This is a genomic window from Streptomyces sp. NPDC042201 (assembly GCF_055582185.1).
This window is the reverse complement of the sequence record NZ_JBVJDS010000001.1, coordinates 127,866-143,455: the sequence shown is the minus strand read 5'-3', so window position 1 is coordinate 143,455 and position 15,590 is coordinate 127,866. Positions and strand designations below refer to the sequence as shown.

12 protein-coding genes, 1 tRNA gene and 1 CRISPR repeat array are annotated in these 15,590 nt (G+C 69.5%); of the genes, 5 read left to right on the top strand and 8 right to left on the bottom strand.

Annotated elements, in window-relative coordinates; all coding sequences use genetic code 11:
• Window positions 1–5 precede the first annotated feature (5 nt).
• Genes cas6e through cas2e form a run of 3 tightly spaced genes read left to right on the top strand, consistent with a single transcriptional unit; the run spans window position 6 to window position 2,230 of the window.
• Window positions 6–833 carry a type I-E CRISPR-associated protein Cas6/Cse3/CasE gene (cas6e, locus tag ACZ6MZ_RS00605; RefSeq protein WP_469349614.1) on the top strand — a complete coding sequence of 276 codons (828 nt, stop codon included), beginning with the start codon at window positions 6–8 and terminating at the stop codon, window positions 831–833.
• Between the two features lie 3 nt (window positions 834–836).
• The gene (cas1e, locus tag ACZ6MZ_RS00600; protein ID WP_389674986.1) at window positions 837–1,955 is read left to right on the top strand and encodes a type I-E CRISPR-associated endonuclease Cas1e; all 1,119 of its coding nucleotides are present in this window, start codon (window positions 837–839) and stop codon (window positions 1,953–1,955) included.
• Entirely contained in the window at window positions 1,952–2,230 is a 279-nt protein-coding gene (cas2e, locus tag ACZ6MZ_RS00595) for a type I-E CRISPR-associated endoribonuclease Cas2e (RefSeq protein ID WP_469348943.1), read from the top strand. Before cas1e ends, cas2e begins: the two co-directional genes overlap by 4 nt.
• Window positions 2,231–3,158: 928 nt before the next feature.
• Window positions 3,159–6,236: direct repeats of the CRISPR family, unit length 28 nt; unit sequence GGAACACCCCCGCAGGCGCGGGGCCGAC.
• Window positions 6,237–6,710: 474 nt separating this feature from the next.
• Here cas2e and ACZ6MZ_RS00590 read toward each other — a convergent pair.
• The 4 genes from ACZ6MZ_RS00590 to ACZ6MZ_RS00575 form a co-directional block, all read right to left on the bottom strand.
• Window positions 6,711–6,795: transfer RNA gene (locus ACZ6MZ_RS00590), tRNA-Ser, on the bottom strand.
• A gap of 113 nt (window positions 6,796–6,908) precedes the next feature.
• Window positions 6,909–7,337 carry a tRNA adenosine(34) deaminase TadA gene (gene tadA / locus ACZ6MZ_RS00585; RefSeq protein WP_384178592.1) on the bottom strand — a complete coding sequence of 143 codons (429 nt, stop codon included), beginning with the start codon at window positions 7,335–7,337 and terminating at the stop codon, window positions 6,909–6,911.
• Between the two features lie 109 nt (window positions 7,338–7,446).
• Window positions 7,447–7,983 (bottom strand): tRNA adenosine deaminase-associated protein, encoded by a 537-nt coding sequence (locus tag ACZ6MZ_RS00580; RefSeq protein ID WP_384177955.1) that lies wholly within the window; start codon window positions 7,981–7,983, stop codon window positions 7,447–7,449.
• A 306-nt stretch (window positions 7,984–8,289) separates the two neighbouring features.
• Complete coding sequence (locus ACZ6MZ_RS00575; RefSeq protein WP_384177952.1) at window positions 8,290–8,535, bottom strand: hypothetical protein; 246 nt, start codon at window positions 8,533–8,535, stop codon at window positions 8,290–8,292.
• A 145-nt stretch (window positions 8,536–8,680) separates the two neighbouring features.
• On the opposite strand from ACZ6MZ_RS00575, the gene upp reads away from it, so the two are divergent.
• A complete protein-coding gene (gene upp / locus ACZ6MZ_RS00570) occupies window positions 8,681–9,319 on the top strand; it encodes a uracil phosphoribosyltransferase (RefSeq protein ID WP_384334814.1) in 639 nt (212 codons plus the stop codon).
• A 167-nt stretch (window positions 9,320–9,486) separates the two neighbouring features.
• Here the strand turns inward: upp and ACZ6MZ_RS00565 are convergent, their stop codons facing one another.
• The 4 genes from ACZ6MZ_RS00565 to ACZ6MZ_RS00550 all read right to left on the bottom strand — a co-directional run bounded on the left by ACZ6MZ_RS00565 (window position 9,487) and on the right by ACZ6MZ_RS00550 (window position 13,093).
• Window positions 9,487–10,122: a LytR C-terminal domain-containing protein gene (locus ACZ6MZ_RS00565; RefSeq protein ID WP_389789925.1), complete on the bottom strand. Its 636-nt coding sequence runs from the start codon at window positions 10,120–10,122 to the stop codon at window positions 9,487–9,489.
• A gap of 141 nt (window positions 10,123–10,263) precedes the next feature.
• Window positions 10,264–10,566, bottom strand: coding sequence for a type II toxin-antitoxin system VapB family antitoxin (locus ACZ6MZ_RS00560; RefSeq protein WP_041987019.1), 303 nt, complete (start codon window positions 10,564–10,566; stop codon window positions 10,264–10,266).
• Between the two features lie 230 nt (window positions 10,567–10,796).
• Complete coding sequence (locus ACZ6MZ_RS00555; protein ID WP_389789926.1) at window positions 10,797–12,335, bottom strand: M28 family metallopeptidase; 1,539 nt, start codon at window positions 12,333–12,335, stop codon at window positions 10,797–10,799.
• Window positions 12,336–12,496: 161 nt separating this feature from the next.
• Complete coding sequence (locus ACZ6MZ_RS00550; RefSeq protein ID WP_389789928.1) at window positions 12,497–13,093, bottom strand: HhH-GPD-type base excision DNA repair protein; 597 nt, start codon at window positions 13,091–13,093, stop codon at window positions 12,497–12,499.
• Between the two features lie 222 nt (window positions 13,094–13,315).
• Here ACZ6MZ_RS00550 and ACZ6MZ_RS00545 point away from each other — a divergent pair, with 222 nt between their 5' ends.
• Entirely contained in the window at window positions 13,316–15,571 is a 2,256-nt protein-coding gene (locus ACZ6MZ_RS00545) for a family 2 encapsulin nanocompartment cargo protein terpene cyclase (RefSeq protein WP_469348940.1), read from the top strand.
• Window positions 15,572–15,590: the final 19 nt, after the last annotated feature.

Below are 15,590 nucleotides of genomic sequence, written 5' to 3'. Positions count from 1 at the left end.
CCGCCATGACCTATCTCTCGCGTATCCGCATCAACCCGCTCCGGGCACAGAGCCGCCTGCTGCTCGCCAGCCCCCGCGCCATGCACGGCGCCGTCATGGGAGGTATCCCGGGCGCAGCGGGCAGCGAACGCGTCCTGTGGCGGCTGGACGCCGACAACCCTCACCGCCCCCATCTGTTCGTCCTCACCAGCTCCAAGCCCGACTGGACGCATGTGATCGAGCAGGCCGGCTGGCCCGACGCCGACGGGGAACACGCGGCTGTCCGCGACTACACCCCCCTCCTCCGGCAGCTCGCCGCCGGACGCGAGTTCGCCTTCCGCCTGACCGCCAGCCCCGTCCAGAACACCCAGGCACCGAAAACCCCGACCCCCGCCCAGGCCGCCCGCCTGGCCACCCGTACCGACAGCAACCGCGAACGCGGCTTCCGACTCGGGCACCGCACCGTCGCCGCCCAACTCGGCTGGTTCCTCGACCGCACCGAACGCTGGGGCTTCGACATCCCAGCATCGCGCACCGACCCTCCGGCGCCTGGCCTAGACTCCCCGGCTCCCGGCCTCGACCGCCCGAATCCGGAAACCGCGCCGGATACGCAGGCGGCACGCCAGGACACCAACCTTCTCCGCGAAGTCCGTATCACCGACCGGCAGCGCCACTCCTTCACCAAGAGTGGCAAAGGCCCCCGCGTCACCTTCCACAGCGCCACCTTTGAGGGACATCTCCGCATCACCGATCCCACGGCTTTCACCACCCGCCTCCTGGAAGGGATCGGCCCCTCCAAGGCCTACGGCTGCGGCCTCCTCACCCTCGCCCCGCTCCCCGCACAGAAGGACTGAGCCATGGCCGAGCCCTGGTGGAAAGCCGACCCGCACGACCTCCACCGCATCGTGGACCGCGTATCCAGCGTCTACGTCGAGCGAAGCCACCTCGACCGCGACGAGAACGCCGTCGTCATCGTGAACAAACGCGAAACCGTACGCGTACCGGCCGCCATGATCGCCGTCATGCTGCTCGGCCCCGGCACCCGCGTCACCCACGGCGCCATCCGCCTCCTCGCCGACTCCGGCACCACCATCTGCTGGGTCGGCGAACAAGGCGTACGGATGTACGCGGCCGGACTCGGCCCCAGCCGCAGCGCCGGCCTCCTCCACCGCCAGGCATGGCTCATCACCCGGCCCAAGGAACGCCTCAACGTCGCCCGTGCCATGTACGGCATGCGTTTCCCTGGCGAAGACGTCACCAAAGCCACCATGCAGCAGCTCCGAGGCCGCGAAGGCGCCCGCTTCCGCAAGCTCTACCAGGAACACTCACGCCGCAGCGGTGTTCCCTGGGACGGCCGCGTCTACAAGGCCGGAGACGCCTTCGCCGCAGGCGACGACCTCAACCGCCTGCTGTCCGCCGCCAACGCAGCCCTCTACGGCATCTGCCACGCCGTCATCGTCGGGCTCGGCGCCAGCCCCGGGCTCGGCTTCGTCCACACGGGATCGGCGATCTCCTTCGTCCTCGACATCGCTGACCTCTACAAGGCCGAATACACCCTTCCCCTCGCTTTCGACCTCACTGCCCAGGGACTCACCGACGAACGGGACGCCCGCATCGGCCTCCGCAACCAGATCGCCGAAACCAAGCTTCTGGGCCGCATCGTGCATGACGTCAAAGCACTTCTGAATCCACCGGGCATTGATTTCGACACTCCGGAGACCAGCGAACTGTGGGACGAACGACTGGGATCGGTCGCCGCAGGAGTCAACTGGGCCGCCGATGCGCCGCACGACTCGGCGGATGCCTCGCCCCCCGCCGAACTCGCCGATCAGGCGGAACCGGATGGACCCGCCCCGATGGACCTGACCGACGCCGGTATGGGCGAGCAGCACATTGCCATTATCGGACCGGAATTCGAGGAACCACCTTCACCGGAGCCCCCGAAATCACCAGAGCCTCCGGAGCAGACCTCATGACCGTCATCGTCCTGATCGCCGCTCCCGACGGGCTCCGCGGCCATCTCACCCGCTGGATGGTCGAGGTCAACGCTGGCGTCTTCGTCGGCAACCCAAGCCGCCGCATCCGTGACCGCCTCTGGGAACTCCTCGCCACCCGCATCGGCGACGGCCAAGCAGTCCTCGTTGAACCCGCCTCCAACGAACAGGGCTGGGCCATCCGGACAGCCGGCCGAGACCGCTGGCGGCCGGCTGACTTTGATGGCCTGATCCTCTCGGCCCGCAACCGACGGTGACCAAATCGCCGTTCGGTTCGCGGGCACGAGGCACGCAGTCGTCTTCGTGTTGATGCCCGGCGTAGTCTTTCGGTGAGATTTCGTCGGTGTCCAGCAGGTTCTTGTTGCCCTGCATGCGCGGGGATTGCCCTGGCCTGACGACTGGGCGTGCCATGTCGCATGGGTTCTGGCCTCGCAGTGGCGGGGGTCACTTCAGTAACAAGGCGCGAAGGCCGTCCGCACCTCTGGGTGCGGACGGCCTTCGCGTTTCCCTCGTCGATCTTTTCTAGACGTGTCCAAGTGATGCCCCAGTCGTTAGGCCATTCTGTAAACGGGGCCCCGCAATATAAGGACCTTGACCATGGACTGCAGCTCCGCTCGATTCTTCTTACACAAGGCCATCAGGATCATGAGGCGACTCTTCCGCTGGGTCCTCAGCCAGCGTCAGACCGCTGCCGATCAGATGCTCCGGGGCGCCTGCTATGGCGTTGGAACCGGCGCCATCAGCATCCTCGCTGTGTGGGCCCAGAGGCACCTCTGACCGATCGCCCCCACCCGCCCCGCGGTATTCCGCTTTTTCGGGCTCCGCGCCATGCCCGCTTGTCTGTCAAGGACGGGTGGGCCTTGATATGAGGTACCTGAGCAGGCCAGCTGCGGGGATCGCCTCGGAAGGGCCGTAGGGGTAGATCGCCCCGTGGGAGGGGGCAAGGCGTCCGGGGTGTGAGCCGGTTGTGTTCTTGCCGCATACTGGTTGCGTTTTCGCAGGTCGGAAGGGTGGTGGGAGTGGTAGTGGGAGGGATTTGAGCCCGCTTTCGCGCCCCGTTTCACCTGTGCGGCTTTTCCCGAGAGGCGGACATACCGCGCCGTTTCCATCCCGCTGAGTCCTCCTCGATCGGCCTCTGCCGGGACTGGTACGGACGTGTCCACACCGTGAGCAGCGGCTCGGTCGGGAACACTCCCGCAGGCGCGGGGCCGACTCCAGGTACTTCGCCTGGCGGCCGGGGAGGTGCGGAACACCCCCGCAGGCGCGGGGCCGACCGGCGCGACCTTGGGGTCATGGTCGTAGAACGGGGAACACCCCCGCAGGCGCGGGGCCGACATCAGCATGCCGCAGTGCGGGCATGGGCGAGCAGGAACACCTCCGCAGGCGCGGGGCCGACCTTGCCCTTCATATGGCAGTCCCCGGCGTGGACGGAACACCCCCGCAGGCGCGGGGCCGACGAGCGGGTCGGGGTCGGGTACGTCGAGGTCGCCGGAACACCCCCGCAGGCGCGGGGCCGACCACCTGCTTGCGCTTGCGCACCATCGTCAGCCCGGAACACCCCCGCAGGCGCGGAGCCGACGTCTCGACGAGATGGGCGTTCAGCCCGTACGCCGGAACACCCCCGCAGGCGCGGGGCCGACGACCTGGTCCGACCCTACGTGAGCCGTGATCCCGGAACACCCCCGCAGGCGCGGGGCCGACCGGGGAGTCCGGGGGCCGGATCGGGCTCAGTCCGGAACACCCCCGCAGGCGCGGGGCCGACGGGATCGGACTGTTTTTGCAGGTCAGAGCCGTGGGAACACCCCCGCAGGCGCGGGGCCGACGCGTCGCCGTCGGATGATTCGCCGGCGTTCGTCGGAACACCCCCGCAGGCGCGGGGCCGACGGCCAGTTCTGCAGGGGTGAAGAAGGCCAGCCAGGAACACCCCCGCAGGCGCGGGGCCGACCGGCGCGGGCGAACCGAGGCCTGATGGTTCCGGGGAACACCCCCGCAGGCGCGGGGCCGACGCCGACGATGCCGCGAACCTCCACGAGCCCGGCGGAACACCCCCGCAGGCGCGGGGCCGACGTGCGCGCCGTGAGTTCTCGCAGGCGCTGGCGCGGAACACCCCCGCAGGCGCGGGGCCGACAGGTTGGTACCCACCGTTCCGGAAGATCTGCGAGGAACACCCCCGCAGGCGCGGGGCCGACCCGGCCGAGGAGATCGCGAAGAGCTACCACACCGGAACACCCCCGCAGGCGCGGGGCCGACTCGCGCGCCTCGGTGTAGGGCATGGGGAACGTCGGAACACCCCCGCAGGCGCGGGGCCGACCTCGGCAAGGGCGGCGGCGGGCTGGCTGGCATGGGAACACCCCCGCAGGCGCGGGGCCGACGAACCGGTCGAGTCGCGGTAGACGAACAGGAGGGGAACACCCCCGCAGGCGCGGGGCCGACTCGGTGTCGATGGCGCCCGTGTTGCCGCCCACGGGAACACCCCCGCAGGCGCGGGGCCGACCCGGCCCCACCCCACCATGTGCAGGGAACCGTCGGAACACCCCCGCAGGCGCGGGGCCGACAGGAACCCGAAGCAGGAGGGCTGCGCGAGCGTGGGAACACCCCCGCAGGCGCGGGGCCGACCGCCGTGTGGGCCGGCGTCACGCCCCCCGCTGGGGAACACCCCCGCAGGCGCGGGGCCGACATGCCGCCGCGCCGGACGTGCTCCGTGATCGCCGGAACACCCCCGCAGGCGCGGGGCCGACGCGCCCGCCGACCGAAAGGCCGGCGGGCGCCGTGGAACACCCCCGCAGGCGCGGGGCCGACGGAGGGATCCGGTGAGTCACCCAGGCGTCGCACGGAACACCCCCGCAGGCGCGGGGCCGACGGGCAGCAGAAAACCCCCAGCCGTGGCCGGGGGGGAACACCCCCGCAGGCGCGGGGCCGACCGACCGTCCGCAGCAATCCATCACTTGCCGCCCGGAACACCCCCGCAGGCGCGGGGCCGACTGCTGCGGCCGACGGCGGTAGTGCGGAAGCGATGGAACACCCCCGCAGGCGCGGGGCCGACTTGAAAAGTAAAAGGGCGCGGTCGCGAACGTGTGGAACACCCCCGCAGGCGCGGGGCCGACGATCCCTGCTCGCGTTCCTGGCTCTTTCGCTGGGGAACACCCCCGCAGGCGCGGGGCCGACGTAGTGCAGCCGGAGCGGGTCCGGCCAGTCGGAGGAACACCCCCGCAGGCGCGGGGCCGACCTTGAGAGGGCCGGGGCGATCCGAAGGGGGCGTGGAACACCCCCGCAGGCGCGGGGCCGACCTCGATGACCAGGCGGTATTCCCCTGATTCATAGGAACACCCCCGCAGGCGCGGGGCCGACGTGTACGCGGTGTCGCACCACGTGCATTCCAGGGGAACACCCCCGCAGGCGCGGGGCCGACCCGATGACGGAGCGCTCCGTCCAGCGGTGCGACGGAACACCCCCGCAGGCGCGGGGCCGACTCGAGTATTTGTCAGCCATGACCCCTCCCCCCTGGAACACCCCCGCAGGCGCGGGGCCGACGATGATCGTGGCCGCCCGCTCTTGGTCCTCGACGGAACACCCCCGCAGGCGCGGGGCCGACTCCACCGGCAAGCCTTCGGTCTGGCGCCGTTCGGGAACACCCCCGCAGGCGCGGGGCCGACCTGAGGCACTCTTCAGGGCCCGGCTTAGGAATAGGAACACCCCCGCAGGCGCGGGGCCGACGTCCTGCCATCGAGCGATGTCCCTGTCGGTGCCGGAACACCCCCGCAGGCGCGGGGCCGACACCGCGAGCGGCGACCTGTCCGCCGACCTCAAGGGAACACCCCCGCAGGCGCGGGGCCGACGTTCCGGCGGCGACTGTCTCGAGGAAGAAGAACGGAACACCCCCGCAGGCGCGGGGCCGACGCCCGGCGCCCGCCGCTGAACTCAACGCACAGCGGAACACCCCCGCAGGCGCGGGGCCGACCTGACCGTCGGCCTGCGGGTCACCGTGCGCCTCGGAACACCCCCGCAGGCGCGGGGCCGACTGGATCTTCGGTCCGCCGAGTCCGCTGGCGCCCGGAACACCCCCGCAGGCGCGGGGCCGACTCGTCGTCGGAGATGACACCCTCGGTGAACATCGGAACACCCCCGCAGGCGCGGGGCCGACCCGAGGCGTGCCACGAGCTGCTTGCGCAGCTGCGGAACACCCCCGCAGGCGCGGGGCCGACTCTCGGAGCCAGCGGCCCATGAGGGTCCAGACGGGAACACCCCCGCAGGCGCGGGGCCGACACTTGTTGACCTGGGCTTTTATCTGCAGGGAGCCTTGATTTCATTCAGTGGGATCGGCCTGAGACGTTGATCGAGGCTCTGTCGGTAGGCGGCCGGAAAGAACAATGTGGTCGATCCCTCGCATGTTGTCAGTGCTGGCATTTAGGCCGTCCCATGACCTTACTGAACTGACGGGAGTTGGTCTTTGGTGACCTGGCTGGGGTGGAGCCGTGCAGGGTTCCCCTCGCGAGCGGTGCGGCTGCATCTGAGGGGGCTCGTCGTGATGGCGGACTGGATCGCCGGCGACGTGGCCGGGCTGGAGGGATCCTCTCGGAGGGACTGCAGGTGGTAGATCCCTCCGTGGGAAGGTGCAACGTGCCTCGTGCGCTGGCCAGTTGTTCTCCTGTCGACTCCCGTGAGGCACGGTCGTGCAGTACGTGCCGCACGCAAAACACCCTCCTGATCGCGTTTCCGCAGGTCAGGAGGGTGTGAGAGCGGTAGCGGAGGGATTTGAACCCTCGGTGAGTTTCCCCACACTCGCTTTCGAGGCGAGCTCCTTCGGCCGCTCGGACACGCTACCGGGAGAGAGCTTAGCCCACGGTGGGCCGTGCTCCGAAATCGATATCGCGGTGTGGCGAGGGGAGGGGGGTCGGAGGGGGGTCCGGGAGGTGCGGAAGGGGGTGTCGGGGGTGGTCAGCGGTCGCGGAAGAAGGTGGTCAGGAGTGCGGAACACTCCTCGGCCAGTACTCCGTGGATCACCTCGGGCCGGTGGTTGAGCCGGCGGTCGCGTATGACGTCCCAGAGTGAGCCGGCCGCGCCGGCCTTCTCGTCGAGGGCGCCGAACACCACCCGGTCCACCCGGGACTGCACGATCGCGCCCGCGCACATCGTGCACGGCTCCAGGGTCACCACCAGCGTGCAGCCCGGCAGCCGCCAGGAGCCGAGCGTCCCGGCGGCCCTGCGGATCGCCAGGATCTCCGCATGGGCCGTCGGGTCGCCGGTCGCCTCGCGTTCGTTGTGGCCCACGGCGAGCACCGTGCCGTCCTGGGACAGCACGACGGCGCCGACCGGCACATCACCGGACCGGGCCGCCCGTGCCGCCTCGTCGAGGGCGAGGAGCATGGACGTCCGCCACGGATCGCGTACCGGGTCGGGCACCGTGTCGTGCCGGGTCACCCGTGCCCCTCCCGGCAAGGTTTGCCCCGTCGCGCAAACATTCCCGGTCGCGGCACTAGCGGACGGTCTCCAGTACTTCGGCGGCTCCCAGAGCCTCTGCGATCTCGGCCATCGCATCGGTCTCCAGCGCCAGCAGATCGGCCTCGGGCAGGCCGAGGTCGGCGAGAATCTCACGGTCGCCGACGGCTCCCGAGAGCACGGTCTCCCCGTCGATCACGGGGCTGTCCTCGTCCTCCTCGTCGTTCTCGTCCGGTTCGCCGTCCTCGGTACCGTCGAGGTCCAGCGTGTCCAAGTCGTCGGCCGGGTCGTCGTCCTCCCCGCCGAGCAGTTCATCAATGAGGATCTCCCCGTACGAGGAGCGTGCGGCCGCGGCCGCGTCGGAGACGTAGATACGAGGGTCCTCCTCGCCCTCCACGCGGAGGATGCCGAACCAGGCATCCTCCTGCTCGATGAAGAGGAGAACTGTGTCCTCGTCCACCGAGGCGTCGCGGGCCAGGTCGGTCAGGTCCGACAAGGTCTCCACATCGTCGAGCTCTGTATCGCTCGCTTCCCACCCGTCTTCGGTGCGCGCGAGCAGTGCGGCGAAGTACACCGTGACTCTCCCACTGGTCAGAGGTGTGACGAACCGGCGGTGCGCTGCTCTGCCCCGCCTACTCGGAATCGTGGCAGAAACGAGCGCTTCGCGAGAGGTCTTCCACCGTTGCGTCGGGGGCCCATTTTATTAGGCGCCTGTTCGGCCCCACGCGTCGGATGCCCTCTGTCCGGCCCCGGGACCGGGCGAACGGCCGCTTACGGGCCCGGTATGCGGCCCCGCACATTGCTCGCGTCAGGCGGGCGTACGGTCCGCATATGGCCCACGCGCGGCCCGCGCGTCGTCCGCCCCGTGTCTCGGGAGCGGCTACCAGCGGAAGGTCCGCATCCGCATCTGCTGGCGCATCCGCGCGGCGCGGGCCTGCCGCGGCTTCACGCGCTCGCGCAGGGCCTTGGCCTCGTTCAGCTCCCGCAGGAACTGCGCGCGCCGCCGACGGCGCTCCGCTTCGCTCTCCGGGGCCGTGTCCGGGCCTATCTCCGTGTCCGTGTCCGTGCCCTCGGCCCTGGTCTGGTCGCGGTCCTGATCCTGCCCCTGCTGATACCGGTCCGGCATCGACGCCTCACCACCCCAAGGCTGGGTCCGTAACTCCGCGGCTTCACCGGGGAGACCCCTTCTCACCTTCCCTCCGTAACGGTGGTTGATGCCGACGCCTTGGTGGCAGCGCGTGGAGCCTTGGCCCCCGGTTACTGTGGGCGCCATGCGGATTCATGTCGTCGACCACCCGCTGGTGGCGCACAAACTCACCACGCTGCGCGATCGGCGCACCGATTCTCCGACCTTCCGGCGCCTCGCCGACGAGCTGGTCACCCTCCTCGCGTACGAGGCCACCAGGGATGTGCGGACCGAACAGGTCGACATCACCACCCCGGTGACATCGACGACGGGGGTGAAACTCTCCTACCCGCGCCCGCTGGTGGTCCCGATCCTCCGGGCCGGCCTCGGCATGCTCGACGGCATGGTGCGGCTGCTGCCGACCGCCGAGGTGGGCTTCCTCGGGATGATCCGTAACGAGGAGACGCTTCAGGCGTCCACGTACGCGAATCGCATGCCGGAGGACCTGTCGGGCCGCCAGGTGTACGTCCTGGACCCGATGCTGGCGACCGGCGGCACGCTGGTCGCGGCGATCAGGGAGCTCATCAAGCGCGGCGCGGACGATGTCACGGCGGTGGTGCTGCTCGCGGCGCCGGAGGGCGTCGAGGTGATGGAGCGTGAGCTGGCGGGCGCGCCGGTGACGGTGGTCACCGCGGCGGTCGACGAGCGGCTCAACGAGCACGGCTACATCGTCCCGGGCCTCGGCGACGCGGGTGACCGTATGTACGGAACCGCGTCCATCTGAGACGAAGGCGAGTGCCCGCCTCCCCCTGCCCCGTTTGGGGAGGGGAGAGGCAGCACCCGCCGGTGGGCCCGAGCCGGCCCGTCTCCACGACTGGCCGAGCACGATCGACCGTCGACAGCGGCACAAAGCGCCCCGGAGGCGAACCGAGCCTCAAAAAAGCAGGCGCCCTAAGGATTCTTCGGGGAGGCCAGGTCCCCGCAGGCCTTGGACGTGGAGCTGGCGAGCGTGGCCAGCGCCTGGTCGGCGTCCGCCTGGACGGTCAGCGCCTTGAAGGCCGAGCCGATGATCAGATCGACGTCCGCGGTCTCGCGAGTGTCGGTCTTCGACGTGGCCCCCTTCAGCTGGGTGCCGAGGACGCTGAAAGGACCGTCCGAGGTCAGCGTGGCGCCCAGCAGTATTCCGGCGCCCGGGACCTTCTTGTCGTACGCGGCAGGGGCGTTACCGACCTTGCCGATGAGGAAGCCGCGTTTCTTGAGTTCGTCGGCGGTGGTTTGGGCGAGACCGTCTCGCGGGGTCGCGTTGTAGACGTTGACCGTGATCTGGCCGGGCTTGGGCAGCGACCTCGCGGGCGCCTTGGAGGGCTTGCAGTCGGGTTTCAGGCCGGCGGCGGTGTTCTTCTTGCCGTCGCCCGTGAAGACGTCGATGAGCTGCAAGGTCCCCCAGCCGGCCAGGCCGAGGGCAACAACGGCGGCGACAGCCGCGAGCACGATCCTGCGGCGATGACGGGGGCGGCGCATTCGCGGGTATTTGCCACCCGTGATGCGGTACTTTCCGCCCATGCCGGGGGGAGTCAGCATGCTCATGGCCGCAGCGTAGTGCGCGCTGGTAATGATTCCTACTAAATGATCAACTGATTGATCCGTCCGTGGCGGGAAAGGCCCCGAAAGGCTCAGTGTTCACCCGTACGGTCCTGGTCAGCGCCGGTCAGCCACGGTCAGTGCCGGTCAGCCACGGTCCAACTCCAGCACGCGCGCGTGCAGCACCTGGCGTTGCTGGAGCGCGGCGCGGACGGCGCGGTGCAGCCCGTCCTCCAGATAGAGATCGCCCTGCCACTTCACGACATGCGCGAAGAGGTCTCCGTAAAAGGTGGAGTCCTCGGCGAGCAGCGTCTCCAGGTCCAGTTGACCCTTCGTGGTCACGAGCTGATCGAGGCGGACCGGGCGCGGCGCGACATCCGCCCACTGCCGGGTGCTTTCCCGGCCGTGGTCGGGATAGGGCCGCCCGTTACCGATGCGCTTGAAGATCACACGGAAAGCCTACCGGGCGAGCGGCTCCGGGCGCAGCCATGGCGCCGGAGTGTAAAAGCGTCATTGGGCGTCAAAGCGGGAGTGAAGCAAGAGCGGAAGCCCATCGTCCGGTGAGCCCGCCGCCGAGATCGTCCTCGGCGGCGGATTCGCCGGCCCCGCGCGCGAACCGCTGATTCGCTCGAAAGGGGCTGTGTTCGGTAGGGCGCGTCGCGTGGTTACGCGTTGCGTGTTTACGCGGCGGGCTGGTGGCCGCGGGCGGGGACGCCGCTGCCGCTGTCGCCGCGCGCGGTACGCGCCGCCACGGCCGGCTTCGAGAGCGAGCCGAGGTCATGGGCGTAGGTGCCCACGGCGTTGGCGATCACGTCGATGTTGACGTTGAAGGCCTTCATATCGATGTTGGAGAGGTCGTCGCAGGCCGAGTGGTAGCACTTGTCGTACGCGACACCGGCCTCGCCGCCGAACTTCGCTGCCTGAGCCTCGGTCTTGATGCCCTCGGCGCCGGTGAAGGTGCCGCCGGATGGGATGCCCGCGTCGATGAACGGCCCGTAGTCGGAGCGGCCGTCGAAGTCCGTGCCCTCGTGGGGGGACTTCTTGCCGTCGAGGAAGTCGGTGATGCCCTTCTCCAGCTGGGCGGAGCCCTCGGGCCCCGGTCCCGCTCCCTCGCCGTCCGAGTCGTCACCGTCGTAGACGAACTGGGCGGCGTTGGGCGAGGCGATCATGTCGAAGTTGAGATACAGCGCGATGCTCGCGCGCTGCTTCGGGGTGAGGTCGGCGACGTACGCCTCGGCGCCGAGCAGCCCCAGCTCCTCCGCCGACCACCAGGCGAAGCGCACCTTGTTGGTGGGCTTCTCGTGCGTCTTGGCGAGGTCGAGAGCCACCTCCAGCAGACCGGCGGAGCCCGAGCCGTTGTCGTTGATGCCGGGGCCTTCGGTGACCGAGTCGAGATGGGCGCCGAGCATCACGGTGCTCTCGGCCTTGCCGCCCTCGGTCTCGGCGATCACATTGCGGGTGGTGCGCTCCTCCTGGAGCTGACGGACCTCCAGGGAGACCGTCACGGCGCCCTTGCCAGCCTCTGCGACGAGCGCCTGGCCCTCGGCGTGGGTGATTCCACCGGTGGGGATCACGCCGGCGTCGGGACCGCCGAGCGTGCCGTTGAGCGCGCCCTCGGTGTTGTTGTAGACGATCGCGGCGACCGCACCGGCGGCCCCCGCTTCCTTCTGCTTCGTGGCGAAGTCGCAGCCGCCGCGCTGGATCAGCGCGATCTTGCCGGTGAAGGCGCCGGCGGCGTAGTCGGCGGGCTCGCAGCCCGTGGTCGCGTCGACCGGGACGACGGCGAGGGCCGCCGTGACACCGCCCACCGGGGTGGACTTGGTGTACGACATGGCCGCGATCGAGACATCGCGCGGCGTCGGCGCGGTGACCGAGAGCTTCTCGGCGAGCGTCTCGATGTAGGTGATGCCGAAGGTGTCGTACGAGACGCGGTAGCCGGCCTTCTTGAGCTGGCTGTACACGTAGGCGGCGGAGGCGTCGTGGCCGAGCGTTCCGGCGGCCCGGTGGCCGTCGGCGGAATCCGCGATGGCCTGGAACATCTTCAGATGCCGGTAGGCGTCCTTGGCGGAGGCCTCACGCACCAGCTCGCGGGAGAGCTTCGCCGCGTCCTTGGCCGGGTCGTGCGGTCGCGCGGACGCGGGGGAGACGGACAGCAGAAGAGGGGCGGCGAGCGCGGTCGCGGCCGCCACAGCCAGGAATCTGCGGGGAGTTGCGTTCACAGGGGTTGGGGTCCTTCCGGTGCGAACGAATGTGAGGGAAAGCTAGCGACCGGCGTGCCCCGTGGGAACAGGTGTGCCACAGGTCACGGACGCGTATCGGCAGATCAGCCGCAGATCGGCCGCGTACCGGCCGACGGCAGGCCGTGGACCGCCCCTCGTGCTCAGCCCTTCCCCGCGGGCTTGCCGGCCTTTGCCGCGCGCTTCGCCTCCTGCTTGAACGCCCGGACCTTGGCCAGCGATTCGGGCCCGGTGATGTCCGCCGCCGAGCGGTACGACCCCTCGTCGCCGTACGCGCCCGCGGCCGCCCGCCAGCCCGTGGGGCGTACCCCGAACTGCTTTCCCAGCAGCGCCAGGAAGATCTGGGACTTCTGCTTCCCGAAGCCTGGCAGCGCGTTCAGCCGCGCCAGCACCTCGGCGCCGGTGGCGACGTCACGCCAGACCGAGCCGGGATCGCCCTCGTAGTGCTCGACGAGGTACTGGCAGAGCTGTTGCACACGCTTGGCCATGGACCCCGGATAGCGGTGCACGGCGGGCTTGTCCGAGAGCAGCGCCACGAAGGCGTCGGGGTCGTACAGGGCGATCTCCCGTGCGTCGAGATCGTCCCCGCCCATGCGTACGGCGATGGTGTACGGGCCTGAGAACGCCCACTCCATCGGGACCTGCTGGTCCAGCAGCATGCCGACGAGCGCGGCCAGCGGGCTGCGGCCGAGCAGTTCGTCGGCCTCGGGCTGCTGTGCGAGCCGAATTGTGGTGCTCATTAAGCGATGATCGCCCCGGCTCCGGCGCATCGCATGTACGCCACGCGCTGTCGGTATGTTCATATGACTATTTTGGGGCGCGGATGGCGGAACCGGACGAGGGGTAGATCTGGGCCGACCGGGTGACACGGCAGGGGGGCGGTACGCGATGCCGGCATTCCTGACCGGCTCATTCCGGCGCAGGGGAAATCTTCCGGAACCTTCGGGAAAGGCCGCGCGCCCGTGACACAGCCCTTTGAACTGCCGGATTTCTACATGGCCTATCCGGCCCGGCTCAACCCCCACCTGGAAGAGGCCAGGGAGCATTCCAAGAAGTGGGCCTGGGACATGGGCATGCTGGAAGGCTCGGGGGTCTGGGAGGAGCACGACCTCGATTCACACGACTACGCCCTGCTCTGCTCGTACACCCATCCGGATTGCGACGGACCGGCGTTGTCGCTGGTCACCGACTGGTATGTGTGGGTGTTCTTCTTCGACGACCACTTCCTGGAGGTCTTCAAACGGCCCCAGGACCGGGAGGGCGGCAAGGCGTATCTGGACCGGCTCGCGGCCTTCATGCCGATGGACCTGTCCGCCGGATTCCCGGAGCCGACCAATCCCGTCGAGGCGGGTCTCGCCGATCTCTGGGCCCGTACGGTCCCCAGCATGTCCATGGGGTGGCGTGAGCGGTTCGCGGAGAGCACCGAGAATCTGCTCAACGAGTCCGACTGGGAGCTCGCGAACATCAACGCGGAGCGCATCGCGAACCCCGTCGAGTACATCGAAATGCGGCGCAAGGTCGGCGGAGCGCCCTGGTCGGCCGGTCTCATCGAATATGCCGCGAGCGCCGAGGTCCCGGCGGAGATCGCCGATTCCCGCCCGCTGCGGGTCCTCAAGGACACGTTCTCCGACGGAGTCCATCTGCGCAACGACCTGTTCTCGTACCAGCGGGAGATCGAGGAGGAGGGCGAGCTGAGCAATGGCGTGCTCGTCCTGGAGACCTTCCTCGGCTGTACGACGCAGGAGGCGGCGGACGCCGTCAACGACCTGCTCACCTCGCGCATCCAGCAGTTCGAGAACACCGCGCTGACCGAACTGGCCCCGCTCTTCGCCGAGAAGGGTCTCGACCCGCAGTCGTGCGCCGACACCCTCGCCTATGTGAAGGGGCTCCAGGACTGGCAGTCGGGCGGCCACGAGTGGCACATGCGCTCCAGCCGCTATATGAACGGCGCGGGGTCCGAGTCCGATGACCCGTCCGGTACGTCGTTCTCGATGACCCCGGTCGGTCTCGGCACGGCCGCCGCCGACATCGCGAAGACGATCGGCGCGGGCGCCCCCGCGCGGGCGCGCAGCCACAGCCATGTCCCGTTCCAGCGCGTCGGTCCCTCCCTGCTGCCCGAGTTCCACATGCCGTTCGAGCTCACCGTGAGCCCGCATCTGGATCACTCACGGGAGCATGTCGTCGAGTGGGCGCACCGGATGGGGATTCTGCGGGCGCAGCCGGGTATCCCGGGCTCCGACGTCTGGGACGAGGAGCGGATCAGGCGGATCGACCTGCCGCTCTGCTCGGCCGGCATCCATCCGGACGCCACGCCGGAGGGGCTCGATCTGACCTCGGACTGGCTGGCCTGGGGGACGTACGGCGACGACTACTTCCCGGTCGTCTACGGCAGTACCCGCGATCTGGCGGGCGCGAAGGCGTGCAACGAACGGCTCTCGCTGTTCATGCCGGTCGAGACCTCCGAGACGCCGGTGCCGACGACCGCGCTGGAACGGGGCCTGGCCGATCTGTGGGCCCGTACGGCGGGCCCGATGGAGCAGGAGGGTCGACGCACCTTCCGTAAGTCCGTCGAGGACATGACCGCCAGCTGGCTGTGGGAGCTGGCCAACCAGGCGCAGAACCGCATCCCCGACCCCGTCGACTACATGGAGATGCGCCGGCAGACCTTCGGCTCGGACATGACGATGAGTCTGTCCCGGCTGAGCCACGGCCGGGAGGTGCCGCCGGAGATCTACCGCAGCGGTCCGATGAAATCCCTGGAGAACGCGGCGCAGGACTACGCCTGTCTGCTGAACGACGTCTTCTCGTACCAGAAGGAGATCGAGTTCGAGGGCGAGGTCCACAACGGTGTGCTCGTCGTGCAGAACTTCTTCAACTGCGACTACCCGACCGGCCTTGCCATCATCGACGACCTGATGAACTCGCGGATGCGCCAGTTCCAGCATGTCGCCGCCAACGAACTGCCCGTCCTGTACGACGACTTCGATCTGGACGAGGACGCCCGCGGGGTGCTCGACGGCTATGTGAAGGAGCTGGAGCACTGGCTCTCCGGCATTCTGAACTGGCATGAGGGCTGCCATCGCTACAAGGAGTCCGATCTGATCCAGGACCGGTCGGGCATCACCCGCTGGCTGCCGCCCGTGCCGAGCGGGCTCGGCACCTCGGCGGCGCGGCTGGTGCTGCCGGGGCCCGGATCCGTACCGGACATGGCGCGGTAGCCCGGCCGGGCCACGTAGG

Bases quoted from the DNA above. Each gene is read 5' to 3' on its own strand.
- cas6e (WP_469349614.1), top strand. From the start codon at position 6: ATGACCTATCTCTCGCGTATCCGCATCAACCCGCTCCGGGCACAGAGC.
- cas1e (WP_389674986.1), top strand. From the start codon at position 837: ATGGCCGAGCCCTGGTGGAAAGCCGACCCGCACGACCTCCACCGCATC.
- cas2e (WP_469348943.1), top strand. From the start codon at position 1,952: ATGACCGTCATCGTCCTGATCGCCGCTCCCGACGGGCTCCGCGGCCAT.
- tadA (WP_384178592.1), bottom strand. From the start codon at position 7,337: ATGCTCCTCGCCCTCGACGAGGCGGCACGGGCGGCCCGGTCCGGTGAT.
- ACZ6MZ_RS00575 (WP_384177952.1), bottom strand. From the start codon at position 8,535: ATGCCGGACCGGTATCAGCAGGGGCAGGATCAGGACCGCGACCAGACC.
- upp (WP_384334814.1), top strand. From the start codon at position 8,681: ATGCGGATTCATGTCGTCGACCACCCGCTGGTGGCGCACAAACTCACC.
- ACZ6MZ_RS00565 (WP_389789925.1), bottom strand. From the start codon at position 10,122: ATGAGCATGCTGACTCCCCCCGGCATGGGCGGAAAGTACCGCATCACG.
- ACZ6MZ_RS00550 (WP_389789928.1), bottom strand. From the start codon at position 13,093: ATGAGCACCACAATTCGGCTCGCACAGCAGCCCGAGGCCGACGAACTG.